The following is a 25,913-nucleotide window of genomic DNA, read 5'->3' as shown; positions in this document are numbered from 1 at the left end:
CATTTTATTCAAGCAGTTAATATTCCTTTCATGTTGACTCCTGAAGCAAGTATTGGAAAGGAAACAGATCTCTTCTCAGAAGAAAAAGTTGAAAAGGTACTAGTAATAACTTTTACAGGGTTGATGATAATGTTAGGAGTGGGGGGATGGATGTCATTTTTAACGTTTTTAGGATATAAAGCAGCTGAAAATGATTTATTGGGAAAAGTAGGAAAAAAGAAATAAAGACTGACTATGTTGTTTGGGGGAAAGTATGAGTTGATATAAAAAATTCGTATTCATTCAGTTTACAATGAAAAATTTTATTGAAGTATCTTAAAAATGCACTGATCATGCTTTGTGTGTTATTCATAATATAGCATTTCTATCCTGGAATATTTCGTTGTGGAGTGAGATTTTACTACTTTAAAATTGTTGTTAAACTAGAGAGCCTTGTCTATTCCATATATTGACAAGGCTTTTTATACCATGTCACTCTGACATTGCGTTTTAGCTTTTTTGATTACATTCATAAGATTGTGATCAACGTGATAAAAACAAATTTTGGTGGCTTTTATAGTGATCAATTCATTGGTCACTACGGTGGAATATTGAAATGTTCATATGAAGCCAATTTGCATTCTCACGATTTTAGACATAAGAAAATTCTTTTAATGCAAAAAATTGTCAACAATCATATTTATTATTATTAAAGGTGGGTTTATTGATAAAAAAAGTGTTTTATGCTATAATTATCAGTTTGGACATTTATAATTCTTTTAGACAATGAATGAGAGAAAAGAGAGAGAAAGTTGTTCACAGACAATGGGATTATTTATCCTTTATCTTCACCTTTTCTTGTTACATCAGATGCTTATTTATCCATAAAGACACAGTACTGTTTTTAAAAGTCTGTGCGACGATGAATCCGGTTACTTTATTCCCTCTAATACAATGCTCTAGGGTGGTTTCAGAGATCTCATAGAGGTATTATTTTTTCTATTAAACACTCCTGTAAGTAACCACTCCCGTAAGTTAGATTGAAACCTATGCGGATATGCTTCAAGCTCAATTTCATTGATACACTTTTCCATGACTGAATATGAAAGGAGCACGAATGGAAGAGGAAAGAATAAAATCATTTTTGGGAAGACGATGAATTTGCTGAATGATCTTTAGTACTTATGATGATAAAGGCATGCAAAACTCTGTTGTAGAATCATGCTTTTCTTTCATATCTTTAGTGAGAAAAGTCCATATATCCTCTTCAGTCTGATTTTTATTTATGACATAAGAAACTTGTGTGAACGCCTGTAAGCATAAGAAAACATAAAGCAAAATGTATAAATTTTGTTATTTCATTTAGTGTTTTATAAAAAAATTGGGAACTTTCTTCTAATTCATAGCTGGCAAGCTTTGCATTTTATGGCGTTTTTATTCTTAATAAAGTTTTTTCTATTGCTTGTAAATCAACTAAATTTAAGGTAGCAGTACGTTTGAAATAGAGATTAAGATAGATCAAGAGCTTTATAAGATGTTCGAGCTTTTGTACTCTAAATTGAAACGAGAATATTACGTATATCTGTTTGGGTAATATCTGAAATGGAGAGACAGTCTAATTGGGATAGAATGTAGAGTTGTAAAAGCGCAAACCAGTTTTCATCTTTACTATTACCCTTTAATTTGATTTTGCGATTTTTAAAAGTATCTAAAGAAATATGTTTTAAGTAATGGGAATTACGCATTGTCTCACGCTTTTGTTTCTTTCTTTTTTTGATAAGTAAGCGTCTTTCATGTAAAACAAAACGCCATTGTTTTGCTATTCATGTGACTTTTTTTTAAAATATCTCTTATTACTTCTAACTCTATTTTATAACAGTGTTTATAAAAATTATAATGCAGAATCTATTAACTACTATTAATTTTATAATTATAAAAATAAAATTATTACTATAATTATATTTTACACCTTTAATATTGTGAATACTTTTGCATTTAGACAGTTTCATAAGTGGCATATTTTTTCTTTTCTAAAACGGTTTTTATTTACATGCCAATCGCACTATAATGTGTAATCGAATGTTTTCCCTGATTCATTATAAGAGAATTTAAAACGAAAGAATCTTACTATTATATATTCGAGGTTTATATTTAAGTTGTAAAACTATGAATTATCTTTATAAATCAATAATGTTATTTCATCATGACAAAATTCTTACAGATCTCAAAATGTAGGAGTTGAAGAATAAATTGAGTTTTTATAATGCAGCAATCTATTCGTTTATGTGCTTAAAAAGATAAAAGTTGTTGTTGAGCATCTGTCACTTTTTTGTTTCCTTCAATGAATGCTTTTAAAGCTTCTGGGTAGAGTTTATGTTCAACCTTGAGAACTCTTTGCGCTAAGCTATCAGCTGTATCATTAGGGCACACTGGAACAGCTGCTTGGGCAAGAATTTTACCTGAATCCATATCTTCTGTAACAAGGTGAACAGTGCAACCAGTAATTTTAACACCTGCTTGTAAAACTCGTTCATGTGTTTTTAGACCTTTAAATGAAGGCAAAAGAGAAGGGTGAATGTTTAAAATTTTTCCTTCATAGAGTTTTACGAAACGGGTTGAGATGAGGCGCATATAACCAGCAAAGCAGATAAGATCCGGCTGATATTCAGCTAAAACCTTAAAGATAGATTCTTCGTATACTTCTTTAGTTGGATAATTCTTACGATCAATAATACGAATGGGCAAATGATTGTCACGTGCTTTTTCAATGCCGTTAGCGTGAGGATTATCGCAAATAACTGCGGTGATTTCAGCCGGATATTTTTTTTGTTTGCTTGCTTTAACCAGAGCAACCATATTAGAGCCGTTGCCAGAAATAAAAACAACAATCTTTTTTTTCATAAATGAAGTGCACCTTTAAAAGTAATTCCTTTGTTTTGGCGTTTTGTTAATTTGCCGAGTAAAGTAACTGTTTCTCCTTGCATTTCAAGTTCTTGAATAATTTTTTCAATCTCATGTTGTGCTACGATCATGATCATGCCAATACCACAGTTAAATGTTCTTAGCATCTCTAACTCCTCTATTTTTCCTTGTTTGGCAATCCATGAAAAAATTGATGGAGCATGAATGGCAGAAAGATTAATTTCAGCGCAGAGGGATGAGGGAAGTACGCGGGGAATATTTTCAGGAAAGCCACCCCCCGTAATATGAGAAAGAGCTTTGATTCCTTTGTAATTTTTTATAATAGGCAAGAGAGATTTTACATAAATGCGTGTTGGTGTGAGAAGTGCTGTGCTAAGATTCATTTGGGGATTAAAAGGGGCATGATCATCCCATTTTAGATCACTTTGTTGAACGATTCGTCTGACAATAGAAAAACCGTTCGAATGAATTCCAGATGAGCTAAGACCTAAAATAATATCACCTTCTGCAAGGTCTTTTGAAGGTAATAATGTACTACGTTCAGTAGCTCCTACAGCAAAGCCTGCCAAGTCATAATCTCCCTTCGCATACATACCAGGCATTTCTGCAGTTTCTCCGCCAATAAGAGCTGCACCTGCTTGCTGGCATCCTGCTGCAATACCAGAAACGATAGCCGCACCTTGTTCGGGGTCAAGTTTTCCAGTTGCAAAATAATCGAGAAAAAAAAGAGGTTCAGCACCTTGTACGAGTAAATCATTGACGCACATGGCTACCAGGTCAATACCAATGGTATCATGAATACCTACTTCAATAGCAATTTTTAGTTTTGTCCCCACGCCGTCATTAGCCGCTACGAGGATGGGATCAGTGAATCCTGCTGCTTTTAAATCAAAAAGCCCGCCAAAGCCGCCGATTTCTGCATCTGTTCCTGCTCGTTTTGTTGCGCGTATGAAGGGTTTAATTTTTTCTACCATGGCATTACCCATATCGATGTTTACACCGGCTTCTGCGTAGGTAAGACCATTCTTAGATTTATCATTTATGAGATCTTGATTGCTCATTGGAACTTTCCTTATAGGAAATTAGGTTTTGATATTATGCAATGCCATGATAGGGTCATCTCTGCAAGAGATATTGATAAGAAAATAAACGACTTTGCTTGTGGCCTATGTAAAAGAAGTTTATAATTTTTTTGAAGAATTTTTTAGGATATTTTATGAATAAGATATCAGATAACAGCGATCATTCTGCTTTGCCAATTATGAAGAAGAAAGTTCGTGAAAATAGATCCCGCGATATTTACCAAACTTATGTGCCAGCTTATACTCAAGTACCATTACCGAATAATATGAAAAAACAAATTTTTTTCTGGCTTGGTGCTTTGGTTTTTTTCATTCTTTTTATGCTTGTTTTTGGATCAATTTTGCTTCCTTTCGTAGCAGGGATTGTGTTGGCTTACTTTCTTAATCCGATTGTTCAATTACTTGAAAAGTTTGGTATTCGTCGCGTTTTTGGTACTATTCTGATTACTTTGTTTATTGTTGTGTTTTTTGTTGCTGCTTTAATTATTTTGATTCCTATTATCAGTTGGCAAATACAGCAATTTATGAACGATGGATTGCCCGTTTATATTAATCGTATTCAAACTTTTTTCGTTGAACATGATTTTGATTGGGTCAGACGCTATTTTGGAAGTGATCCAAATGAATTACAGAGTAATATTAAAGGGCTTTTAGGACAAAGTTCTGATTTTATTACATCTCTTTTGAATTCACTTTTGAAATCAGGAAAATCTCTCGTGAATATCGTCAGTCTCTTTGTTGTGGCACCTGTGGTTGCGTTTTATATGTTATTGGATTGGCCACGTATGGTTACAGCAGTTGATTCGTTGATACCACGGGATCATCTTGAAACTGTTCGCAGTATTTTTTATGAGATGGATAGGGCTATCGCTGGCTTTGTTCGTGGTCAAGGAACAGCTTGTTTAATATTGGGGGGGTATTATGCTATTGGTTTAACCATCACGGGGCTTAATTTTGGTCTTTTAATTGGTATGTTTATTGGCCTTATTAGTTTTGTTCCTTATATTGGTACAATGAGTGGTTTTGTACTCTCTGTTGGTGTTGCCTGGGTCCAATTCTATCCAAATAATTGGGGTTGGATCATTGTTGTTATGGTTATATTTTTAATTGGTCAATTTATTGAAGGTTACATTCTTCAACCAAAGCTTGTGGGTTCGTCAGTGGGGCTGCATCCGGTGTGGTTAATGTTTGCGCTTTTTGCTTTTTCTTCACTCTTTGGTTTCACTGGTATGCTTATTGCTGTTCCTGCGGCGGCTGCTGTTGGTGTTTTAGTTCGTTTTGCTCTTCATACTTATCTTAATTCTCAGATGTATTCGCGAAGTGGAAATTCGGAGCCGCTAGAATGAATGAGCGTGAAACACAATTACCCTTGAATTTTTCTTATAATCCGATTTTTCAATTTGATGACTTGGTGGTAACAGAAAGCAATCGTATGGCTTTTCAGCTTATTGATCATTGGCCGAATTGGATTTTACCTATTGCAGTTTTGGTTGGAAAAGAAGGATCTGGGAAAACTCACTTTTCTAGCGTATGGGCTGAGAAAGCGGATGCTTTAAAACTTCATCGCAATGAGATCGATCAAGCTATTTCTGTGGCTTCTTTAGGCAGATCATTTTTAATCGAGGATATTGATTCAGGTGAAATCAGTGAGACAGGGCTTTTTCACTTAATTAATAGCATTAAGCAAGCAAATCTTGATACGTGTCAAGCTACTTTGTTGATGACGTCACGTACAGTACCTTCAGCATGGAATTTAAAGTTAAATGATCTCAAAAGTCGCCTTAATTCGGTTATGTTAGTTGCGATCAATCAGCCCGATGAAGCATTACTAACAGCTGTTGCTTTTAAACTTTTTTCTGATAGGCAGATTACTGTTCATCCGGATACTGTTTATTATCTTGTAAATCGTTGTGAGCGTTCTTTGTTTTCGTTGAAGCGTGTTATTGATTCTGTTGATCGGTTGGCGTTACAAAGAAAAAGTAGAATAACGCGTGCCGTTATTGGTGAAGTTCTTAACATGCAAGTTCAGTGAAAACTGTTTTTAGCATAATTTAAGTTTTTTATTTCTGCCACATCTGTTGAAGGTAGGTAAAAAAGGATATTTCGTTTGCTTATTTTTCCACGTGAGAGCATTTTTCTCTTTTTAAAGGTGCTCATTGTTCGAATGACTGTAAGCTTTTAATTTATGACGTTGCTCTCTTCTCATAGTTTATACAGGCTTGTTAACTTTTCCAAAGCGATTCGACTGAGGAGGACTCTTTCTTTTTTCTGTAACGAGGTTTTTATGACTTGAATGCAAAAATGCTTGTTTTTTAATTTATCCACTAGTGAGAGAGTTAGGAAAGTGCAGAATTTTCAAAAAGTAATAATAATTGTCAGCATCGGAGGGTCGGTTGTGATTAATGGTTTGTGATGCGTGCTAGATTTTATATCTGCAACGTGGGGATGTTACAGTTTTATGCTCTTTAAGAATTTTTTATGATTCTCAGACCATTTTCGTTGCTATAATTATATCTGCTAGATGTTGCTGATGGCATTAAAGTTTTCTCAAAACAATAGGGGAAATTTGCAAGTTTTATATAGAAGTTGGTTGCTTTGTTTACGGAGATAGGGCTTTGCCTTTTGTGGGTATTGTTTTTGTTGTTTCTGTCAGTTATTTTTTAGCAGAGAAAAATTTTTAGAATCTCTTTCTTGTAAAGAAATGCAACAAAATTAAAAAAAAATGTGTTTTTCTCTTGCACTTCTGTTGTGAAAATTTTAGGGAATATGCATCAAGTAAACGTAAATGGCGGAGCGTAGCGCAGCCTGGTAGCGCACCTGATTTGGGATCAGGGGGTCGTAGGTTCGAATCCTATCGCTCCGACCATGTCTGGTGTGATGTAAGAGAATGGCCCAATTGGGTGCGTGTGGTGAAAAATTATCATTTAAGCGTTGTTTAATCTAAGGAAAAGGAAGCATGATCGCACGTATTTATAGTCCTGCGAAGACAGCTATGCAGTCCGGTAGAGGCAATACGGGTTTTTGGATTTTACAATATGAGCCAATAAAAGCAAAAATGCTTGAGCCTCTTATGGGGTATACAGCTACATCCGACATAAATAATCAGGTGAGAATCCGCTTTAATAGGAAAGAAGAAGCGGTTGCTTTTGCGCGCAAGAATGCTATTCCTTATCGTGTAGAAAATACACATAAGCCGATTCGGCGTGCTGTTTCTTATTCTGATAATTTTCGCAGTGATCGGCTGCAATCTTGGACTCATTGAGTTAATGGTGTTGTTTTATATTGTGAAAATGATAAGTTGGTCCCGTAGCTCAGCTGGATAGAGCAACGGCCTTCTAAGCCGTGGGTCACAGGTTCGAATCCTGTCGGGATCGCCATATTTTAAGTAGAGCCAACAGGACTCTTGAAGAAGGCTTTGTATAATAAAATTTTTTGATCCATTTAGTGGTGAAACAGTTAGCATAGTTGTTAGAATTCTGAATATTTTTACAACAGAGTAGCAGGGTTCAAAAAGGTTTTAGAAGAAATTCGCCAAAAACACGCGCTTTAATATATGCATCCCGCATCTTAAAAAATATATAAAATCAGTATGTTACACTTATGTATAAAACACCTGGTGGGCGTGACAGGGATCGAACCTGTGACCCCTACGATGTCAACGTAGTGCTCTCCCGCTGAGCTACACGCCCTTTCAATAAGGTTGCATACACCACATAGAATTACAAACGTCAATGCCTAATTTAATTTTTTCTTTAATCAGCCGTGAATAATTTAGAAAAATATCGCCTTTAAGCAGCTATAAGTATTTTTTCAACCTCATTCACGAGATCACGCAAATGAAAGGGTTTAGAAAGCACTTTTGCATCAGGAGGGGCATCGCTATTTGAATTGAGTGCAACTGCTGCAAAGCCTGTAATGAACATTACTCGTAAATCAGGATCAATTTCAGTGGCACGTCGTGCCAGTTCGATCCCATCCATTTCTGGCATCACAATATCAGTAAGGAGAAGAGAAAATGGTTCTTCTTGTAAACGTGCATAGGCACTAGCACCATTATCGAAATCGGCGACTTCGTAACCGGCACGTGCTAGAGCCTTTGCTAGAAAACGGCGCATATCGTCATCATCTTCTGCGAGCAGGATTCTTTTCATGATTATGTTCCAATTACTCCATTCGTCAGAGTTTTTGCTTCATTGATTATACAATATAGAGTATTTATAAAAAAAGTGATAAAATGCTCATAATTGGAATGAATGGCAAAATGGTTAATTCTTATCTATTTGTCTGATAGTATACAGTATTAGTTGTTCATTAGTTAAATTCGAAATGTATGTAATATTGAAAGAAATTATATGTATGAGCATTTTAATCTCTGCTTCTATTTCTTTTAGATTTCTTTCATTCTGATCGGTATTTTAGGAAATAGCTTTTAGAAATATTTTAGAGCTTTTTTCTATAGGGAATGGGGCGAGTGTTGTATTGATTCGTTATTTTTGAGAAATGAATGGGCAGGACGGAGTTTTATAGTTGCTCATTTTTTGTATATTTTTACCAATCTACATTGTAAACATAATAAGTTCATTTTACAGACTCTTCTGCTAAAATATATTTTCCTATGAGATAAAATAATTTTTTTTGTAATAGACTCAGGAATAGAATTTTTTCTCTTTTGATTTTGGTAGCTATATTATGTTATATTAAAATTTCTTTGTCGATCATTATTATTTTTGCAAATGGAGATTAACTTTATCGAACTATTACATTTGCGTTCTGAAATAGGTAATTGGTTGATTTTTTAGAAAGTGTACCCCTCTTGAGTTTGTAACAAGGTGATTGACATTTTGTGAAAAAATTTTCCATGGATATAAGAGTTGTACAGCTGCTATCAAATAAAAGATTGTATGTGTATTTTTATTTTGAATTTAGGTAAGTCCTTTATTTCACATTGTAATATAGTCTCGCACGCTTATGCAAAAGCGAACAGAATATGAAGATGTTGTTTCATGATCAACATAAAATCCTAAATTCAGCATTTAGATTACGTTCTTTTCTTCTTATAAAAGTTTATTAAGCGATTCTTAGTGCTTCGTTTTGGAATAACAGTACTAGGCTGATAAAAGAGAAATTTCTTGACTTTACCACTCTAATTCGTCCTTTTTCTCATGGAAAATCGTATGAATTCTACAGATTCAATGGAAAATATTTAGTAAAGCTTAGATGTTTGATTTTGGAGCAGTATTATAAGGAATTGGTATTTCAGATTCTAAGAGATCTTTTTCTACCACAATCACATTTTTACGCCTAACTTTTTCGCTTAGGTCTTCAGAGAGCGTTATCTCTAAATAACATCTTGTTATAATTAACAGAGTTATAACACTTAATTATTTAAAGATCTTTTTCATGTATTTTTCTATTTATTCCTTATGGTCTTAAATTATGGTCTTGTTAAAACTGTGATCTTATGTGTATTTCATTCGCGAATAAATGCATCAAAAGCAACCCAAAATTGTTTTTGGTAATTTTCTTCATGCATGATGGTATCGAGTTCGGCACCTGTAATTGTAATACTGTCTGTCAGATGTGTATGTTGGCATAATTGTCGTACTTCAATGTTGTTGGCAATATTGTTTTGATTGGCAAGAATAAATAATGTTGGAATTTGTAAATGCCCATTAAGAATATTTTTTTTCATGCTATCAATTGTATTGAGTACTGATGCCATCCATCGAGATGTCGGACGCTTTATAAGAAAGTCAGGGGATAAAGCTTCTTCATTGATGCGCAAAAATTGCGTACTTTTTTGTTTTAATTTTTTTCCGCCTTTCGCTGGTAAAAATCCAAGTCCTATATCAGAAAGAAATTGTGTTAATTTATGTTGAAAGCCATTTGTTTTATTACCAAATGGAGCAAAAAGAGGAGAAATGCAAAGCATTCTATTAAACTTATGGTTAATGAAATCCAATCCACTAAGAGCTATCAGTCCCCCCATACCATAGGCCAGCATGTAGTAAGGTGGTGGACAATTATGATAAACAACATTTTTAAGAAATTTATTTAAGTCATTAATATCATTGTTAATATTAAAATAATTGTGTCGTCTTTGTTTTTGTTTATCAGGTTGCGATCCTTCTCGACCAAACCAGTCAAATATTGCTGTGTAAAAACCGCGTTTGGAAATTTTATTCATTGGTAAAAAATACTCCTCTAAAGTATTTGCATAGCTTTCAAGAATAACAATTGTTCCTTTGGATTTTTCTATTTCAGGATGTGTTATCGCAAAACGAATTTTGCGATCAGTGGCTATCTTAAGGTGGCTATTATGAATATTAGCAGGAGGGATTCCCAAGTTTGGAGGATAAAGAGGCTTTTCCAATTGACATCCTTCGTCTTGTGTTTTTGCAATTTACTGCAAAATGAGATGAGAAGAGAACTCATATTCCTATATTAATTAATATAATGATGATGAAGGGTTAAGAAACAGTTATGTTGTTTTTGTATATTTTTACGAATTGGAACACAAAAGAGTTGAAATAAAACGGAATAATTACCAGATAAATAGTGCGGTCGCCACTCTGGGATCGCTGGTTCACGGGCAGGTTTGCCATTTGGGAACTTTGTGAGTCAATTATAGTCGCTCTAAAGGAGGGCAATATTATGCGTCAAGTAGATTTTTCACCATTTTATCGTTCAACAGTAGGTTTTGATCATCTCTTTAATTGGTTTGATTCTAGAACACAACCTGATGATGTTTCTTCTTATCCACCGTACAATATTGAGCGTTTAACTGAGGATTCTTATAGAATTTCTATGGCTGTTGCTGGTTTTTCTCAGGATGAGATTGATATCGAAACACATTGCAATCAGCTAATCGTTAGGGGTGAAAGAAAACCTGAAAATGACGATGAAGAACGAGAATTTCTTTATCGAGGTATTGCTTCGCGTGCTTTTGAACGGCGTTTTCATTTGGCTGATCATGTTAAGGTTATTGGAGCAGAACTTGGAGATGGCCTTCTTCATATTCAGCTTAAAAGAGAAATGCCAGCTGAACTAAAGCCAAAAAAGATAGTTGTGCAGGCATCGCCATCTATTGTAAAAAATAGTGACGATCATAGTGTGCGTAAAGTAAGTTTAGAAAATGAGACAACTGAATAATTAAAAATTTTTTTAAAGAATAAGATGACGCGAGACTTTTGTCTCGCGTTTTTAAATCTTTTCAAAGAACAGGCTGTTTAAATAAAAGCTGTTTGTCCCAAACTCAGATGGTGATGTTTCGTATATGATTCTACATTGAGGGGAGTGGTTTCAATTTTTAAAGTGTTTTGCATGTATTGTAGAACAATTATTTGGTTTTTAAAAATAGCTATTGTAGTTTGACACGAGGTTTTGTACCAAATAGGAAAGGGTAGGATTAGGCAGGAATAGCTTATAATTTGTTGTTTTTATGTACGTTTTTGCTGTTAAATGAGAGTTATATCAAATAAGAGAGGCACAGTGCCTCTATAAACAGTATAATCTTTAATGCTGCTTTACAATATCTTGTTGTAGAAGATCAAGTGCTACCATATCTTGTAATTCATTGCGGATTGCTCTGAATGCTTTTCAGAAATGTTTTGATCAAAAAAAATGCCACCAAAGGCAGCAGGTCAAAGGTAGACAAAAGGTGTACCAAATAAAAAAAAACTTATTCTCAAAGAGTCAGTGCTTAAAGCAGCTGAACGGGCAGGGAGTAAGTATGGCAGTGAGGGGTTAATCTCTTATCTGGAAAAGCAAGCACTTAAATGTTTTGCGGCTTATTTAGCGTTGCTTGGTAAAGTGTTGCCTTTGCAAGTGACAGGGGAGGATGGGGGAGCGATTAAGATGGTAGGGCGCGTGGAAATCGCGCCTTTGCTTCATGACAACACGACAGATTAAGATTGTACCAAAGCTTATACCAATTTTGTTTTGCAGGTAAGGCGGCTGCACGTGTAGCATGGGGTGGACGGGGTCTGGAAAGACAAGATCTTTTGCCTTGATTGCGGCTTTAAAAGGTTATCAATTTGGTATGGGGGAATATCAGGGGTCATCCTTTGTGCATTTCAGTTTCAAAATTCTCTAACAGAAAGTTCATTGGAAGAGATTAAGCGCGCCATTGAAGCCCATGACTTTTAAAAGGACTATTACAAAATTGGGGAGTATTCGATTAAGTCCATTGATGGTCGTATTTCTTTTCAGTTTTCTGGACTAGACCGCAATATAGCCAGCCAGAGATAGGGAAAACTTTTAGCCAATTTACCCTAAAAGAGGTGAGAACCACTTATTCTTCTAATTCCTCCAATAAAGCAGTTTCCGCTAAGGAACTGATCATTACCAATTGCGACCTTTAAGAGAAGACAAAAGATTCATTAAAGGATTTTTAAATGACCTTTGAAGACCCTTTGAGAACCCCTTAAAAACCCTTTGAAAAAAATAAATTGGCACAAACTTGGTGTCAAAATATACAAAACCTGCTGGCAAGCTATAAAGCTACAAGCATGATAAAAAAGTGGTGTGGCGGAGGGGGTGGGGGCGTTATACTTATATAAAACCAATAAATTATATAAAGGTGAGGGAATTTTGATTCCGGTGATTTTATTAACTTATTTTCTGTTTATGCCAAACTTTTTTAAAAGCTTATTCTCAATCATTTTACCAAATATATAACCAGATTTTCCAGTATGACGCTTGACACTTATTTTTATTGACCGTATGGTAATAGTATACGATAAGGGATGCGAATGGCAATTGTGAGTTTCAAACATAAGGGCTTAAAATTATTTTATACAACGGGTTCTACAAAAGCTATTCGACCAGATCACGTAAAAAAATTACGCGTTATCTTAACAGCTTTAACGAGTGCTACATGCCCTGAAATGTTAAAAGCACCTGCCTTTAAAATGCATCCTCTTAAAGGTGAACTTACAGGATACTATTCTATATGGGTGAATGGAAATTGGCGTGTTACTTTTCGCTTTATAGGAACAGATGTGGAGCTTGTTGATTATCAAGACTACCATTGATGAAAGGAACGAAAACAAATGATGCATAATCCTGCACATCCGGGCGAAGTTCTAAAAGTAGCTTTCTTGGAAGAAATGGGACTCACAATACAAAAGTTAGCTGATCATCTCCATATGACAAGAGCTTCTCTCTCAAGAGTGATTAACGGACATGCTTCTATGAGTACCGAGCTTGCTATTAAATTAGAATTGGCTGGTTTTAGTAAAGCGAAATTTTGGTTGGATATGCAAACAAACTACAATTTATGGAAAACAATGCAACAGGCACAACCACCTATTTCTCCTCTGGTTTCTGATTCACCACAAACGTCGCTTTGATTTCGTTCATAATTTTTTTGGTGCTTTGGTTAGTTTTTTAGTCGCCGCACATTGCTCTAACCTTTTTGTAGTTTTTTAATTGCTTCGATAGCTAAGCGTTTCCGATCGGCTGTTTTGGTATAAAGAGATGCCATTTTATCTTCTGTCCAGCCAAAAAGCGCTTTCATTTGTGAAACTGTAGCACCAGCATTGGCGGCACGTGTTGCTGCTAATTTTCGCAAGCCATGTGCTGACTTTTTTATACCTGCAGCATTACAGGCTTCACGAAATAGGTTGCCAAAACTTTCTTTCACGAGCTTATTTCCACTTTTACCACAAATGAATGTTTCATCTCCTATAGGACCAATTTGAAGAGTTTCTGTAAGTTCTGGTAAAATAGGGAGAAAAACATCCGTTTTAAATTGGCTCTTTTCTGTTTTAAGATGGATGATATTATCTTTAACGTCTTTCCAGCCGATACGAACTGCGTCACCACGGCGCAACCCCGTGTAAAGAAGAACATCAATCCAGACGCGTTCATGGCTACCATGTGACCAATGATGGTAGTATTTATCTATGTCCTCTTCTAGCCATGGTTGTAACCCCTCACTGTTAAGAGATTTTGGTGCTTTTATATTAAGGGCAGGATTTCTATTTAAAAGAGCATTATCAACTGCCCAATTAAAGAGACCGTTTAAAGAAGTTAAAAAATGTTTTGCTGCTGCGGGAGTAGCGCGCCTTCTGTCTACAGCATCAAGAATATGGCGCTTTTCTATGCTTTTATAAGCGTGATTACCTATATGTTTGGATACATTATTTAAAATTCTATACTTCACTTTTTTAGTAGATTCTGATTGATTATGCCATTGCATGCTTTGTAAATACTGATGCAATAACCAATCAAACGAGCCTTCTGTAAGTCGTGTTTGTGTCATTCTTTTTGGGGTGCCATTTTGCGCTTGTTTAATGGCAAGTGTGTAACTGTCAACAAACTCTTGTGTTCCATAGGTTCCTTCAATTCGATACCGTGGTCCATGACCAATCCGGACATACCACACAACTTTACCATGGCGTGTTGTTTCTTTGACAAGATGAGGGGGACGGCGCTTTGGCATGGCTAAAACTTTATGCCATCAACAGAAGGGCAGGAGTGGTTAGTAGTATATTCTTCTTTCTCATCTTCAAGCGGTGGAAAATCTTCAATGCTATAAACATTCCCTATCGTTGTTGATGCTATGCTTTTATTGATATGAATAAATAATTCTCCTGTGGGCTTAATTTCTATGAGTTCACATCCTTGTTTTTTCGCTTCTCTTAAAGCACGTGCAATGGTTGGTTGGGTTATGGTAGGTGGATGATGTGCCATGTCTATTCTCCTTATATTTGGATGCAATTCACCTATGGCGTGAATTACGCATTTATTAAAAGTTGTTAGGAAAGGTGGGGGTGCTGGGAGGAGAGAGCACCCCCATAACGTCAAGCAGCTTGTGTCAAGATCTGTTTCATCTCTTGCTCTATTTCCTCTAAGAATATCTCAACTGCTTGATTGATCTGTTCAATTTGTTTCTCATCACGGTGGATACGTTTAATTTTCATGCGCAAACGAAGGGATCTGCCTACAAAATGCGGATCATAGCTGACAAAATCACACCATTGACGTCCTGTACATGCCATTTGGAATTGCATTTGTGCCTTATATTCAGGCTTGATAGTGCCATCCATATAAAAGCGTAGATGCTTGGTGGAGTGTGGGCATTTGACTTCAACTAAACCCTCCTCCCCAATCAATCCATCAGGGCTTGCTCCAGCCATTTCTATGGTGGGATGTTGAATGAAACCACATTTTATGACCTCTGTGTCATAAATGATGGCATATTCTTTTAGTGCATCCTCTTCATGCTCAATGCCCCATTGCATAGCTGGTGTTAGATAAGATTGGCTTATTTCCTCTGTTAATCGCTCTGTCATGAGTTTGATTTTGTACTCCTCATATTTGCTAGTAGGTGTTCCTTTGGCTGTTTTACTGAGCACATTGTAAATGTTTGAAGCAGTGACTTTGCCTAATCTTGCTTGAAACCACTCTGCTGTTCTTTGCTCCATGTTACACCGCCGTTTGCTGTTCTTGTTGTGAGAGAGATTGCTCTGCTTTTGCTATTTGTTTGTTTCGTTTATCTTTCAAAAGATGCAATACCGTTTGAGCCTGTCCATCAGACATATCGGCAAGATTGTTGACTTTGGCATAAGCAAGTATCTTGGTTTCTTCTGTTTGGGTTTGTGCCATGAGTGTTCTGATCTCACTGATCTGCTGCGGAAATGCACTTGTGAGAGGCACGTTCCCATCCGTATCATCATCTGCACTCACAACATTAAGAAGCATGCCTAACAGATATCTGCGTGCATAGGTGATAGCAGAGCCAACCGCTTGTATGTTTGATTTACATCCTTTCGTATCATGAGGAAATTTTCCTTCTGTTGCTATTTTATTTCCAGACGGATGCGTCAAAGTCATTTCTACGCTTATGCTGTCTGAACTCTGTTCCTTGATACGAGAAAACAAAGCAAAGTGGTATTTTGAAAGGGTCTCCTTGATGGCATCAATGTACTGATCAAGCGTAGCATATTGGCTATTGGTATGGGTATTTGTAGCGTTTTTTTGTATTTTTTGATATTCCCTTTGCATAGCGGAAAGGTCAGCAACAAAGCTTTGATAGTTTTGTCGTTCTATTTCCTTTTCCCGCAATGCGATCAGACGCTCGAGACGGTCCATATCGACATCGTTTTCTAAAGCTCTGGTTAAAATGCGATCCATAGCCGTTGCTTTGATTGCACAATCTTTTGTTTTTTCCACTAATTCAGTTTGCGTGATACTGAGTTCACTCATCTTGATTTCCTCCATTGAAGCGCAATTCCCCCGTGGCGTGAATCACGCATCTGTTAAAAGTTGGTTTGGTTGTTAGAGTTTGGATTTTATAGGCTGTATGATGTCATCAGTTTGTAATATTGCTGTATGTGCGCGTAAGTTATGATACATAAGTGAAATAAGGATTTTGTTAGCATAGGGGGGGACCATTTTAAATCCAGTACACATAAATGCTATGCATTCATATGAATATGTAAATCCCAATAAGCCATTTGATGACATCATTGTTTTAAAATTATCCTCACCTAAAAAATCATGCATTATGTCTTCAGAAATTATGGTATCTACATAAGGCTCGTCTTTATACCCAGAGATAGTGATACAAAGTTCACCTAGATTGTGAGTATTTCTCACAACTAACTGTGCACATAAGGTAGGTTTAATTTCATATTTATACATGATTTATTTTTTCTCGTTTGTTGTGATACGACTTTCTCCGCAGATCTCTGAATCTCCGTAAATTTTTGCGTCGCCATAAATTCTTGCATTGGGATAAACAATTGCATTTCCGTAAATCTGTGCGTTTTCAAAAATGCGACCACCACCATATACTCGGGCGTTATTATAAATTTTTGCATTGTCATAAATTTTTGAACCCCAAGTAACACAAGCATTATCATAGACCCAGCAATTGCCATCATGAGAGAGATTGCTTTCATTTTCTATAAAGCCCCCAAGGTCGCCAGCCTTAACATCATCAAAATCTCTTAAAGCACGAATGCGGTACAATGTATGGCAACTTACAATATCGGTGGTTTCATCAGTCAGTTCGTATTTCTTTTCCATGCTTATTGCCTTTTAATGCATGCTTTGTTTTTTGATTTCTTCAGACAACACACCAATGCCTTTTGTGGTGATTTTTGCGCAAGGAATGACTTTTTCTATTCCACTTGCGGTTTGAAGCGTGATGGTTGGACAATCCATCAGTTGCTTTTGGATTTTGTCTTGATACGGAAGCAAATTTCCACCTGCTGCACGTCTGTAAACCCAACCTTTTTGCTGTAAAAATTGAATGAATTGTTTTGGTTGCATCTCGAGTATTTTAGCAGCTTCTGTAAGACCGAAGAGCCCATCATGGCGCTGTAAGCTTTCAAGAGCCATGGCTTTTGGTGTTAAATCTTCAATGATGGTGTCTTTTTGATCTATTTGACCTTGTAGGTAATTCAAAAAGCCAATCATAGCTTTTGGACTTGAATAGTCGATTTGTGGTGTTATTGCTTGCTTTTCCAATTCTTGCCAGCGGTCAATTATTTTTGCGCGTAAAGCAGTGCTGTAACCAGATACGAGAATTAAACATTCACGTTTGGGGAGGTTATAACAAGGGCGGCTTTCACCTTTGCTATCAAGATAATAACCACTAAAATCAACCACCCCAAATTTGGGGGCGTTAAGTTCTTCAAGCATTTTCTTGATATCACGCATAACATGGTCATGTCTTTTACCGCATAACTCTGCAATTTCACGGCTAGACATAGTTTGGACTGTTGTGTTTTGAAAATTGTTTTCAGATGTTGTAATAAAGTTTCGCATCATCACTTCCTAAATTAATGAAAACACAAGTCTTGGTATAATATTCTGCCATAGTTTCTATGGCGCTCTGCTTGAGCGATTTTCTTTGCTACGTGAATTTTGAAGTAATGATTATCGGTTTTATCTGTTTCTATTTCAGATTTTGGACAAATCTTCTGTCTGTTCCATTCTTGTTTTGTAAAAACAAAATCCACGCCTTCTTTTAGATCAAACTTTTCAACACAATCGTTAAACCAAGTGGAAAAATCTTGTTTCAAATGTAAGTGCCTATGCATTACATGGGCTTTGACCATTTTGGCATAACCGATTTTGTTGTCTGCCTCGTTTTCAGGTATGAGATATCCTTCACTATCATTATCATGTGTGTTCATAAGATTACTCTAATCAATTATTGATGGGAAAAGGGGGCGCTTTTTCAAACGCCCTTAAGAATTTTAAAGTACATCACAAGGACGCAAACGGTGTTGTTGTTCGTAAGTACCGTAGACCTCATCATTATATTTTTCTTTTGCTAAATCATCTAAAAGTCTATTGTAGGCATCACTTTCACGTATAAAGTAATGGACTTCACTATCCTCATTGAGACGTTCAATATTTTCTTCTACATATGCTTCTGCGATCTCTTCAGAGATATCTTCACAACTCTTCTCAGAAGGATTTACGCGAAGGATTTGGATTGCATCCTCTGCCTCATCAATAATTGCTTGAACTTGGCTTGCATCAAGTGGTCCTGACTGACCAATGTGTTGATCATCATCATACACAACTAATAAAATTTCATCGGAATGAATAAAAATTGGCTTTTCCATGATTTCCCCTCCCTAACGCCTCTTGGCGATTGTGTGTTTGTGGTTTATAAAAATAAAATACGTTTATCGTAATTAATTGTCAAGAAAAAAATTACGATAAACGTATTTATGTGTATTTATAATCCACATAATTATTTATTATCTTAAAATTTAAATGGGGAATTTATGTTGGATCGTGAAAGAAACAAACAACTAACTGTAATGCTAAATAAATTAACTGAAAGTGAAAAAATAGCTTTTATAGATTTCGTGCTGCGAGCAGAGATTTTAAAAGATCCTCGACAATCTTTTTTTCAGAATCATTTGCTTGAGAATACAAATAAAGGAAATCATCAGAACAAAATCCGGAAAAAGGTGAAGAATCTTTAAAAAAATCCATAATTTTCACAAGCTCATCAGCTTTAACATCTCTCATTTCCTTATTAGGATCAAGATTGACAATATTAGATATAGCTGGTCTGCGTACTCCAAGATGGGCCGCAAGTTTTGCTTGACTGCCACGGCCCATTTTATCGAGTTCTTGCTTTATCCAAATTTTTAGCTCTCTTTGTTTAACCATACTTGAGTTATTTATCATTTTTTAAAACCTTACAATATTAAAAAACATAAAAATACGTTTATCGTATTGACTAAATATTCCTTATATCGTATTTTATTGGCTATGATAAAAGCATATACAGAAACAGCGAAACTTATAATTACATATCTTGGTGGACATCATAAGGTTGCAAATATCATTAATCGTAATGTTATTGTGGTTAGAAAATGGGCTTATTCTCTTGAAAAACGTGAAGGTAAGGGCGGAATCATTCCGGCTAAATATCAAGTGATGCTTTTAAACTATGCTCGTAAACACAACATTGATTTGCGCCCCGAAGATTTTTTCTATTCTGAACGTTTGCAAAATTTGATGAGTAAAGAAAAATTATCTCCACCGTCTTCTTTTGTCAACGGTTCTACTTTTCGGGTGAAATCGTGCGAACAAAATGAAATGTTGCAGTCTCAATATGAAGAAAGAAAATAAAGATGGACAATTTCGCAATGATTATTGTGCTTTTTATTGCCAATATAATCATGTTTCTTTGTTTTTATGTCTCTTATAAAAAAATACAAAGCTCTACAAAGGTGTTGCAAAGTTCATATTATACTTTTCATATTTTAGAAGATTCAACAAAAGAAATGCATTTTCCAGACGGCAGCACAGTTGTCTTTAATAATTCTGATTGGAATTTTTCTCTTGATGAAAATGATAATTTGATAATTCAAAGTGCTTTAGGACCATCACTGTCTATAAAGGCATATAGCAATGCATACGGTTTCAAAAAACATTTCGTAGATAGTTTGCAGAAATGCATGCGATCTACAAATCAGAAAAAAAGTAAGTGAGATTTGTTTCTCTTAGTTTTGTGAAGTTTGAAGTATGCGGTGTATTTCTGAATTAAGTTAGTCCACTTTTTTAAACTTATGACTACACGCTCTGTCATAGCACACATATAAATACGTAGAGCCTTAAGGGGGGATTATGATCACTCATGCACAAACTATTCTCTGTCTTGATCTAGGAAGCAAGACGGGCTGGGCGATATGTGGTGCGGATGGTCATATATTCAGTGGCGTCATGAATTTTCAGCCCCGTCGTTTTGAAGGCGGTGGGATGCGTTATTTACGTTTTAAACAATGGCTTACTGAAATGAAGATGACAGCAAGGAGAATTGATGCGGTGTATTTTGAAGAAGTGCGCCGTCATGTAGGGACGGATGCAGCGCATGTTTATGGCGGCTTGTTAGCAACCTTAACGGCGTGGTGTGAACATCACCAAATTCCTTATGAAGGCATTCCCGTTGGGACGATTAAGAAAGAAACGACAGGAAAAGGAAATGCCTCAAAAGAAGAGATGATTAAAGCGGTGTGTGCAAAAGGGCACGCACCTAAAGATGACAACGAAGCAGATGCTTTGGCAATTTTATATCTAATGAAAGAAGGGGGTGTGTATGTCCAGTAAATTACCATGGACGAGACTGTTTGCAGATAGATGGATTATTGATCTTGCTTGTTTATCTCCCATTGAATGCAATGTTTATATCAAGTTACGTTTGCAAATGCTTTACACTGGAAAGCCCCTTTTGAATAATCTTAAGGTCTGGGCTAATTACACGGGCTGTTCAGTAAAAACGTTTATGAAAGCATTAGATGTTTTACAGAGTACTGATCATATTACACGTTTAGCAGATGGTCGCTTATGGAGTTTAAAAGTTGAAGAAGAACTCAATAACTCTAATGAAAGCTTAGATAAGGTATCGAAGGCATCTCGGTCAAAGAAATTATCGGAGAGAGCAAAGAAAGCAGCGCAGGCAAGATGGGATAAACATACAAATGATGCTTGTGATGATGCTCAACTCACTGAAAACAATGATAAAAACGATGCTAAAGCAATGCTTAATGATGCTAAAACGGTTAAGCATGATGCTAACAGTATGCTTAAGGATGCTAAGCATGATGCTTACGACATGCTTAATGATGCCTATATATATAACATAAACAATAACACTAACATTAACAGTAATAATAAAAAAACTAATACTATCGTATTAGCAAAAAAAGAAACTGATTTTGAAAATTTAGAAACGAACGATTTGGTTGAAGAGCCAATCGAGGTTCATGATCTCGAGAGCCAATCAGAGCCAATCGAAACCGCATCCCAAGATCAATCACCCCGTCACGAGCAAGAAAGCATTCCGAAAAAAGCAAAACGAGCGAAAGCTAATCGCGGTTGTCGATTGCCTGAGGATTTTGAACCCGATTACGATTTTGCCATTGCAGAGGGCTTGCCTTCAGAGCGTGTGAAAGTTGAAATCGCAAAATTTCGAGATTACTGGCGTTCAAAATCTGGAGCAAACGCTACCAAAATCGATTGGCAAGCAACCTGGCGTAACTGGGTGCGAAAGGCTATCGAGGATTTAGAAAAAACAAAAAACACGAACAACAATGGTGGAAACAATGGAAACTTTTCAAAAGATCAAAGAACTTGTGGTGGTACCGGAGAGACAATCCGTAATCTTATCCGTAAAGCAGGATTTAGTGAATCCACTTCAAGACATTGCACAACAGATGGCGCAATACGTCACAAGGGAGTATCCATTGACCTTAATCGATGGCGTGAAATTGACACCAGCTCTAGAGGAACAAGCTTTTGCAACTTATCAAACAGTCCAAAACTTACTTACCTTGAAAGCGTCTGTTGAAGATATTGCAGAGGCTCTTGATGTGCTTGAAGGTGGTTTGACAATGCAAAAAGTTTCGAATGCAGAGGCACGTGCAAAGGCTTATATCACAGCTCTTAACGGCATTTCGCTATGGGCTTTGTTGCAGGCTGTTAAAAATCTTGTGCGTGGAGAAGCCAAAGGCATGTCAACAACCTTTGTGCCCTCTTGTGCTGATCTTGCGCAGTATTGTCGCGATTTAGAAAACAGGCTTTCTGGAACTGCTGAGAAAGTGTTTATAGCTGTTGAAAATAGTCGTAACCTAGCCTTAGGAGGCAAGCGCATCTCATTTATGAGAATAGGAAAGCCTTGTGAAGAGCTTCATGGCAACTTGAGTTCAAAAGCAGCCTAAAAACAGCAAAATAGTGAGAAGTGCTGATCTTTTTGGATTAGACATGCATTTAAATCGACAAAAAGGCACCGTACAGCGCGATTTAGAACTTTTTTGATACAAACCACATTAGGAACATAAAACGCACCATACGGTCAAATTTGAGACAAATAACGCTATTGGTAAAATATAGGATGAAAACATGCCCATTTTAAAACATTTGCTCTTAAAAAACCGTAAACAGCCCATGCAAAAAAAATTTGTTGCAACCGCTGTTGGATATGTGCCGTGGGGAGATGGAGCCGCTGAGTATTTTTATAATCTCTACGAATATGAAGACGGTACAAGAGAGTGTGAAAAATTTGATGGCGGTCAGTATTACAAAATACCTGAGAATGCGGACTTTAGCACCAAAGCGCAAGTAAAAGCGTGGATTTATGGGGGTGCGGTACCTAAAAGTGTTTTGAGTTATGAGGCTTTAATAGACGAGATGAATGAAAATATCAAACAGCGTTCACAAGCTGGTGGTGAGATAGACAGACAGCTAGAAGAAGCGCTTGATAAGCAGTTAGGCAGATACAAAAATAACAAAAAGATCAAAAACTATCGGAAGCAGCTTAACTTAAAACATGACTCATCTGCCCTGTTTTTAGACGGAGAGGAAATTTACAGCGTAACAGCATGTCGGATAAACCAAAAAATATAGTTTGCTATGGCCACTTTTGTTTTGCGTGAAGTATGCGCAAAACCCGTATAGTGCCATTAGAAACATCATAAATCATAATATAATTCTTACGCACAATAAGCTCGCGCGTATTCCTAATTCGGCCAACACGACCAAGATTAGGAAAGCTAATGAGTCTTTCTACTTTTTTAGATAAAAGCTTGTCGAATACTAATGCAGCAGAAGGATTTTCTTGCGCGATATATTCCCGTATCTTTTGACGATCGTAATGCGCTATCCGTGTCCAAACGAGCTTCATGAATCTGATGTCTTCAGCTTGCGTTGTATTTCAAAGCGCCATGCTTGTGCTTCTGTTTCAATTTCTTCAAAAGGTATTACATCACCTGCGTTGGCAGAATTTAATCCAAGTTGGACTTGTTCCTGAAACCATAATTCATGCGCTATCTTTTCTTTTTGTTCTTTTACAATATCACGCATGTAATCCCGTAAGAGCTGTGCAGCAGATCGATCACATGCTTTTGCAGCCTGAGAAAATTCACTTTTTAATGCATCATCAACGCGAAAGGTAAATGTTGTTTCAGCCATTTTACACCATTAATATGTTACAATGTAATTATAATATAACACATTTTAGTGCATGTACAATAGTAGTAGTTAGAAACAAAAGCTATGAATATCTTACCATTTTAAATTCTTAATTATATACTTTAATAAATAATATTATCTTATTGAAAATAAAAAATAAATATTATAAAATATCTATTATAGATAGCGCAAATATAAGGTAAGTGAAAACATGCTCAATAAAGTGATGTTAATTGGCTATTTAGGAGATGATCCTGAGAGCAAAACGATGACTTCTGGTGCTGAGGTGGTCAATTTTCGTATGGCAACCTTTGAAAGCTATATGAATAAAAATACGCACCAAAAAGTAGAAAAAACAGAATGGCATTCCGTAGTGGTTTTTAATCCGCATTTTGCAAAAATAGCACTTCAGTATCTACACAAAGGTTCAAAGGTTTACATAGAAGGCAAATTACAAACCCGTAAATGGCAAGATAAAAATGGACATGACCGTTACACAACAGAAATTGTCCTGCCACAATATAAAGGCGAGTTGCATTTACTTGATGCAAAGAAAGAGCAATCTGCGTCCTCTTCGTCTGTCACTTCTCAAAGTTATGCTATCGCTTCAGGTGCTGATGATTATGGCATATCTGCTCATGACAGCATGCCATTTTGATTAAAAAATAGAGCAAAAATAAGAATGTGGATTTCCACAGATACGGGGGATGTATGAGAAAGAAAGATACCTACATTTCACAAGTGAAAGTACGTCAAGACCCTGTTAATCAATTGGCAGTTGAAATGCGTGCTAAACGCTTTGGTTTGACCATAGAAGAGGCTAAAAATCCACTTGCGGGGTCTTATGTTGGGCGGCTTTGTTTGCAAGGCGTGCTTACTCAAGACCAGTATGACGCTACGCAAAAATATCTTGAAGTGAGAAATGACTATTCGTGTGCAAAAGGTTTACCAAGCGCTGTTTATGATGAAATACCATCATCTTCTGATGACAAAGCAAGAGAGAAGTGGGTTGAACGTGCAACAGAACAGTTTTGTAATATGCAAAAGGTCCTTAAAGAAGCACAGTGCCTTTATAGACAGCATAACCTTTATGCTGCGCTACAGTACCTTGTTATGGAAGATCAAGAATTGCCACATCTTGTGAATGCATTGCGTATCGCTCTGAATACTCTCCAGAAATATTTTGACCCAAAAAGTAAATGGTAAATGTTTTATTGTTATGAAAAGCTCTTGAAGAATAGATGATAAAATATTATATTTTTATATAATATTGGAAAGGGCGTTTAATGCACACAACAAAATTACGTAAAGTTGGAGGGTCTGTTATGCTCTCTATACCGCCGGCATTGCTTGATGTTCTTCATCTTACTGAGAACACGCAAGTTGGTTTGGCTGTTGATAATGGACAATTGGTTGTGAAGCCACAGACATTTCCAAGTTACACTCTTGATGAATTGTTAGCTCAATGTCATCTTTCAGATGATTTCTCTGATGAGGATATGGAGTGGTTTGATGCTAAACCTGTTGGTAGAGAGCTCTTGTGATGAAGCGGGGCGAAATTTGGCTTGTATCTCTTGACCCAACTTCAGGCTATGAACAAAAAGGAACGCGTCCTGTATTGATTGTATCACCAGAGGCGTTTAATCGTGTCACGAAAACACCCATTGTCTTACCCATTACAAGTGGAGGAAATTTTTCTCGAACCGCAGGTTTCGCTGTCTCATTGGTAGGAACAGGATTGCATACAACAGGTGTGATACGTTGTGACCAGCCACGTGCTCTGGATATAGCAGCGCGTCAGGGTAAGAAAATGGAAACAGTTCCCCCCATAATTATGAATGAAGTTCTTGCTAAGCTATCAACATTTCTCACATAGTTTCTTCGCACTTGAAGGATGTTAAAGTAAGCAACATGAGATGAAACGTTTTTCTGTACAATGCGTTGTATTTGTATTACAGTGAATACAAATATGAGGATTCCATCATGACGATATCTATTCGGTTGCCAAGTGATCTCGAAACACGTTTGAATAATTTAGCTGCTAAGACAGGACGTACAAAGTCTTTTTATTTACGCGAGATTATTGAACGTGGCATAGAGGAAGCAGAGGATTATTATTTAGCCTCACAAGTAAGAGAGCGCGTTCGAAGGGGAGAGGGTACTTTTTATAGCTCTGAAGAGGTGAGGAAAGAGCTTGGCTTGGACGATTAGATATGAAAAAAAAGCTCTTAGTTTTTTAAAAAAATGCGATAAAAAAGAAGCACGGCGGATTGTTGATTTTTTAGATCAACACGTTGCTCCTCTTGAAGATGTGCGTGTAATAGGTAAGCCCTTAAAAGGACAATTCTCAGGTTTATGGAGATATCGTGTAGGAGATTACAGGATACTTTGTGAACTCTATGATAAGGAGCTTGTCGTATTAGTTTTGGCTGTTGGACATAGAAAAAATATATATAAAGGTTAAGGTAAATCTTTTAT

33 protein-coding genes, 3 tRNA genes and 3 pseudogenes are annotated in these 25,913 nt (G+C 36.4%); 23 read left to right on the top strand and 16 right to left on the bottom strand.

Annotation, left to right across the window (positions count from 1 at the left end; translation table 11 throughout):
• Nucleotides 1-225, top strand: a pseudogene (locus O9A_RS05385) (hypothetical protein); the annotation flags it as partial.
• Between the two features lie 2,043 nt (nt 226-2,268).
• Here O9A_RS05385 and purN read toward each other — a convergent pair.
• Nucleotides 2,269-2,880, bottom strand: coding sequence for a phosphoribosylglycinamide formyltransferase (gene purN / locus O9A_RS05375; protein WP_034459421.1), 612 nt, complete (start codon nt 2,878-2,880; stop codon nt 2,269-2,271).
• On the bottom strand, nt 2,877-3,962 hold the full coding sequence (gene purM, locus O9A_RS05370; RefSeq protein WP_034459420.1) for a phosphoribosylformylglycinamidine cyclo-ligase: 1,086 nt from the start codon (nt 3,960-3,962) through the stop codon (nt 2,877-2,879). The genes purN and purM overlap by 4 nt, the downstream gene beginning before the upstream one ends.
• Nucleotides 3,963-4,117: 155 nt before the next feature.
• Between purM and O9A_RS05365 the strand changes: the two genes are divergently transcribed.
• From O9A_RS05365 to O9A_RS05345, 5 genes are all read left to right on the top strand, one after another.
• Entirely contained in the window at nt 4,118-5,329 is a 1,212-nt protein-coding gene (locus O9A_RS05365) for an AI-2E family transporter (RefSeq protein ID WP_034459419.1), read from the top strand.
• Nucleotides 5,326-6,015, top strand: a complete 690-nt coding sequence (hdaA, locus tag O9A_RS05360) for a DnaA regulatory inactivator HdaA (RefSeq protein WP_034459418.1) — start codon at nt 5,326-5,328, stop codon at nt 6,013-6,015. Before O9A_RS05365 ends, hdaA begins: the two co-directional genes overlap by 4 nt.
• A gap of 757 nt (nt 6,016-6,772) precedes the next feature.
• Nucleotides 6,773-6,849: transfer RNA gene (locus tag O9A_RS05355), tRNA-Pro, on the top strand.
• 90 nt (nt 6,850-6,939) lie between these two features.
• Nucleotides 6,940-7,245, top strand: coding sequence for an ETC complex I subunit (locus tag O9A_RS05350; protein ID WP_034459417.1), 306 nt, complete (start codon nt 6,940-6,942; stop codon nt 7,243-7,245).
• A 38-nt stretch (nt 7,246-7,283) separates the two neighbouring features.
• Nucleotides 7,284-7,360 (top strand) — tRNA-Arg (locus O9A_RS05345).
• A gap of 237 nt (nt 7,361-7,597) precedes the next feature.
• Here O9A_RS05345 and O9A_RS05340 read toward each other — a convergent pair.
• From O9A_RS05340 to O9A_RS05330, 3 genes are all read right to left on the bottom strand, one after another.
• Nucleotides 7,598-7,672: transfer RNA gene (locus O9A_RS05340), tRNA-Val, on the bottom strand.
• Nucleotides 7,673-7,771: 99 nt separating this feature from the next.
• On the bottom strand, nt 7,772-8,134 hold the full coding sequence (cpdR, locus tag O9A_RS05335; RefSeq protein ID WP_034459416.1) for a cell cycle two-component system response regulator CpdR: 363 nt from the start codon (nt 8,132-8,134) through the stop codon (nt 7,772-7,774).
• 1,319 nt (nt 8,135-9,453) lie between these two features.
• The gene (locus O9A_RS05330; protein ID WP_034459415.1) at nt 9,454-10,356 is read right to left on the bottom strand and encodes a serine aminopeptidase domain-containing protein; all 903 of its coding nucleotides are present in this window, start codon (nt 10,354-10,356) and stop codon (nt 9,454-9,456) included.
• Between the two features lie 281 nt (nt 10,357-10,637).
• Between O9A_RS05330 and O9A_RS05325 the strand changes: the two genes are divergently transcribed.
• The 5 genes and pseudogenes from O9A_RS05325 to O9A_RS05305 all read left to right on the top strand — a co-directional run bounded on the left by O9A_RS05325 (nt 10,638) and on the right by O9A_RS05305 (nt 13,336).
• Entirely contained in the window at nt 10,638-11,135 is a 498-nt protein-coding gene (locus O9A_RS05325) for an Hsp20 family protein (protein ID WP_034459414.1), read from the top strand.
• 471 nt (nt 11,136-11,606) lie between these two features.
• A pseudogene (locus tag O9A_RS05320) lies at nt 11,607-11,894 on the top strand (hypothetical protein).
• Nucleotides 11,875-12,224, top strand: a pseudogene (locus tag O9A_RS07755) (PBSX family phage terminase large subunit); the annotation flags it as partial. The pseudogenes O9A_RS05320 and O9A_RS07755, both read left to right, overlap by 20 nt.
• 512 nt (nt 12,225-12,736) lie before the next feature.
• Nucleotides 12,737-13,018: a type II toxin-antitoxin system RelE/ParE family toxin gene (locus tag O9A_RS05310; protein WP_011180600.1), complete on the top strand. Its 282-nt coding sequence runs from the start codon at nt 12,737-12,739 to the stop codon at nt 13,016-13,018.
• Nucleotides 13,019-13,036: 18 nt separating this feature from the next.
• Nucleotides 13,037-13,336 carry a HigA family addiction module antitoxin gene (locus O9A_RS05305; protein WP_011180601.1) on the top strand — a complete coding sequence of 100 codons (300 nt, stop codon included), beginning with the start codon at nt 13,037-13,039 and terminating at the stop codon, nt 13,334-13,336.
• 56 nt (nt 13,337-13,392) lie between these two features.
• Here O9A_RS05305 and O9A_RS05300 read toward each other — a convergent pair whose 3' ends face one another.
• From O9A_RS05300 to O9A_RS05255, 9 genes are all read right to left on the bottom strand, one after another.
• Nucleotides 13,393-14,430, bottom strand: a complete 1,038-nt coding sequence (locus tag O9A_RS05300; RefSeq protein ID WP_011180602.1) for a tyrosine-type recombinase/integrase — start codon at nt 14,428-14,430, stop codon at nt 13,393-13,395.
• A 2-nt stretch (nt 14,431-14,432) separates the two neighbouring features.
• Complete coding sequence (locus O9A_RS05295) at nt 14,433-14,681, bottom strand: hypothetical protein (protein ID WP_034448587.1); 249 nt, start codon at nt 14,679-14,681, stop codon at nt 14,433-14,435.
• Nucleotides 14,682-14,791: 110 nt separating this feature from the next.
• Entirely contained in the window at nt 14,792-15,415 is a 624-nt protein-coding gene (locus tag O9A_RS05290) for a lambda exonuclease family protein (RefSeq protein ID WP_011180604.1), read from the bottom strand.
• A 1-nt stretch (nt 15,416) separates the two neighbouring features.
• Nucleotides 15,417-16,196 (bottom strand): ERF family protein, encoded by a 780-nt coding sequence (locus O9A_RS05285; RefSeq protein WP_011180311.1) that lies wholly within the window; start codon nt 16,194-16,196, stop codon nt 15,417-15,419.
• A 441-nt stretch (nt 16,197-16,637) separates the two neighbouring features.
• Entirely contained in the window at nt 16,638-17,021 is a 384-nt protein-coding gene (locus O9A_RS05275) for a hypothetical protein (protein WP_011180308.1), read from the bottom strand.
• A gap of 12 nt (nt 17,022-17,033) precedes the next feature.
• Complete coding sequence (locus tag O9A_RS05270) at nt 17,034-17,765, bottom strand: Rha family transcriptional regulator (protein WP_011180605.1); 732 nt, start codon at nt 17,763-17,765, stop codon at nt 17,034-17,036.
• Between the two features lie 14 nt (nt 17,766-17,779).
• The gene (locus O9A_RS05265) at nt 17,780-18,136 is read right to left on the bottom strand and encodes an antA/AntB antirepressor family protein (protein WP_011180606.1); all 357 of its coding nucleotides are present in this window, start codon (nt 18,134-18,136) and stop codon (nt 17,780-17,782) included.
• 63 nt (nt 18,137-18,199) lie between these two features.
• Nucleotides 18,200-18,574 (bottom strand): hypothetical protein, encoded by a 375-nt coding sequence (locus tag O9A_RS05260; protein WP_034459413.1) that lies wholly within the window; start codon nt 18,572-18,574, stop codon nt 18,200-18,202.
• A 238-nt stretch (nt 18,575-18,812) separates the two neighbouring features.
• Nucleotides 18,813-19,151, bottom strand: a complete 339-nt coding sequence (locus O9A_RS05255) for a helix-turn-helix domain-containing protein (protein ID WP_011180608.1) — start codon at nt 19,149-19,151, stop codon at nt 18,813-18,815.
• Nucleotides 19,152-19,235: 84 nt separating this feature from the next.
• Between O9A_RS05255 and O9A_RS08385 the strand changes: the two genes are divergently transcribed.
• The 6 genes from O9A_RS08385 to O9A_RS08680 all read left to right on the top strand — a co-directional run bounded on the left by O9A_RS08385 (nt 19,236) and on the right by O9A_RS08680 (nt 22,871).
• On the top strand, nt 19,236-19,598 hold the full coding sequence (locus O9A_RS08385) for a hypothetical protein (protein ID WP_034459412.1): 363 nt from the start codon (nt 19,236-19,238) through the stop codon (nt 19,596-19,598).
• A 17-nt stretch (nt 19,599-19,615) separates the two neighbouring features.
• A complete protein-coding gene (locus O9A_RS05245; protein WP_245262473.1) occupies nt 19,616-19,960 on the top strand; it encodes a hypothetical protein in 345 nt (114 codons plus the stop codon).
• 136 nt (nt 19,961-20,096) lie between these two features.
• Nucleotides 20,097-20,576, top strand: coding sequence for a crossover junction endodeoxyribonuclease RuvC (locus O9A_RS05240; protein WP_011180611.1), 480 nt, complete (start codon nt 20,097-20,099; stop codon nt 20,574-20,576).
• Nucleotides 20,566-21,816, top strand: a complete 1,251-nt coding sequence (locus O9A_RS05235; RefSeq protein WP_011180612.1) for a DUF1376 domain-containing protein — start codon at nt 20,566-20,568, stop codon at nt 21,814-21,816. Before O9A_RS05240 ends, O9A_RS05235 begins: the two co-directional genes overlap by 11 nt.
• Nucleotides 21,800-22,186 (top strand): hypothetical protein, encoded by a 387-nt coding sequence (locus O9A_RS07750; protein WP_082246570.1) that lies wholly within the window; start codon nt 21,800-21,802, stop codon nt 22,184-22,186. Before O9A_RS05235 ends, O9A_RS07750 begins: the two co-directional genes overlap by 17 nt.
• 181 nt (nt 22,187-22,367) lie before the next feature.
• Nucleotides 22,368-22,871, top strand: coding sequence for a hypothetical protein (locus O9A_RS08680; protein ID WP_011180614.1), 504 nt, complete (start codon nt 22,368-22,370; stop codon nt 22,869-22,871).
• 4 nt (nt 22,872-22,875) lie between these two features.
• Here the strand turns inward: O9A_RS08680 and O9A_RS05215 are convergent, their stop codons facing one another.
• Together O9A_RS05215 and O9A_RS05210 are read right to left on the bottom strand one after the other, a co-directional pair.
• Complete coding sequence (locus tag O9A_RS05215; RefSeq protein WP_011180615.1) at nt 22,876-23,148, bottom strand: type II toxin-antitoxin system RelE/ParE family toxin; 273 nt, start codon at nt 23,146-23,148, stop codon at nt 22,876-22,878.
• The gene (locus O9A_RS05210) at nt 23,145-23,435 is read right to left on the bottom strand and encodes a CopG family ribbon-helix-helix protein (protein ID WP_011180616.1); all 291 of its coding nucleotides are present in this window, start codon (nt 23,433-23,435) and stop codon (nt 23,145-23,147) included. The genes O9A_RS05215 and O9A_RS05210 overlap by 4 nt, the downstream gene beginning before the upstream one ends.
• A gap of 211 nt (nt 23,436-23,646) precedes the next feature.
• On the opposite strand from O9A_RS05210, the gene ssb reads away from it, so the two are divergent.
• From ssb to O9A_RS05180, 6 genes are all read left to right on the top strand, one after another.
• A complete protein-coding gene (gene ssb / locus O9A_RS05205) occupies nt 23,647-24,093 on the top strand; it encodes a single-stranded DNA-binding protein (RefSeq protein ID WP_011180617.1) in 447 nt (148 codons plus the stop codon).
• Nucleotides 24,094-24,146: 53 nt separating this feature from the next.
• The gene (locus tag O9A_RS05200; RefSeq protein ID WP_034448601.1) at nt 24,147-24,641 is read left to right on the top strand and encodes a hypothetical protein; all 495 of its coding nucleotides are present in this window, start codon (nt 24,147-24,149) and stop codon (nt 24,639-24,641) included.
• Between the two features lie 80 nt (nt 24,642-24,721).
• A complete protein-coding gene (locus O9A_RS05195) occupies nt 24,722-24,979 on the top strand; it encodes an AbrB/MazE/SpoVT family DNA-binding domain-containing protein (RefSeq protein ID WP_034459411.1) in 258 nt (85 codons plus the stop codon).
• Nucleotides 24,979-25,311, top strand: a complete 333-nt coding sequence (locus tag O9A_RS05190; RefSeq protein ID WP_011180620.1) for a type II toxin-antitoxin system PemK/MazF family toxin — start codon at nt 24,979-24,981, stop codon at nt 25,309-25,311. The genes O9A_RS05195 and O9A_RS05190 overlap by 1 nt, the downstream gene beginning before the upstream one ends.
• A gap of 107 nt (nt 25,312-25,418) precedes the next feature.
• Entirely contained in the window at nt 25,419-25,646 is a 228-nt protein-coding gene (gene relB, locus O9A_RS05185; protein WP_007346764.1) for a type II toxin-antitoxin system RelB family antitoxin, read from the top strand.
• Complete coding sequence (locus O9A_RS05180) at nt 25,630-25,899, top strand: type II toxin-antitoxin system RelE family toxin (RefSeq protein WP_011180622.1); 270 nt, start codon at nt 25,630-25,632, stop codon at nt 25,897-25,899. Before relB ends, O9A_RS05180 begins: the two co-directional genes overlap by 17 nt.
• Nucleotides 25,900-25,913 lie beyond the last annotated feature (14 nt).

This window comes from Bartonella koehlerae C-29 (genome assembly GCF_000706625.1).
GTDB lineage: Bacteria > Pseudomonadota > Alphaproteobacteria > Rhizobiales > Rhizobiaceae > Bartonella > Bartonella koehlerae.
The sequence above is the reverse complement of the archived record's forward strand: the minus strand, read 5'-3'. Positions and strand labels throughout refer to the sequence as shown.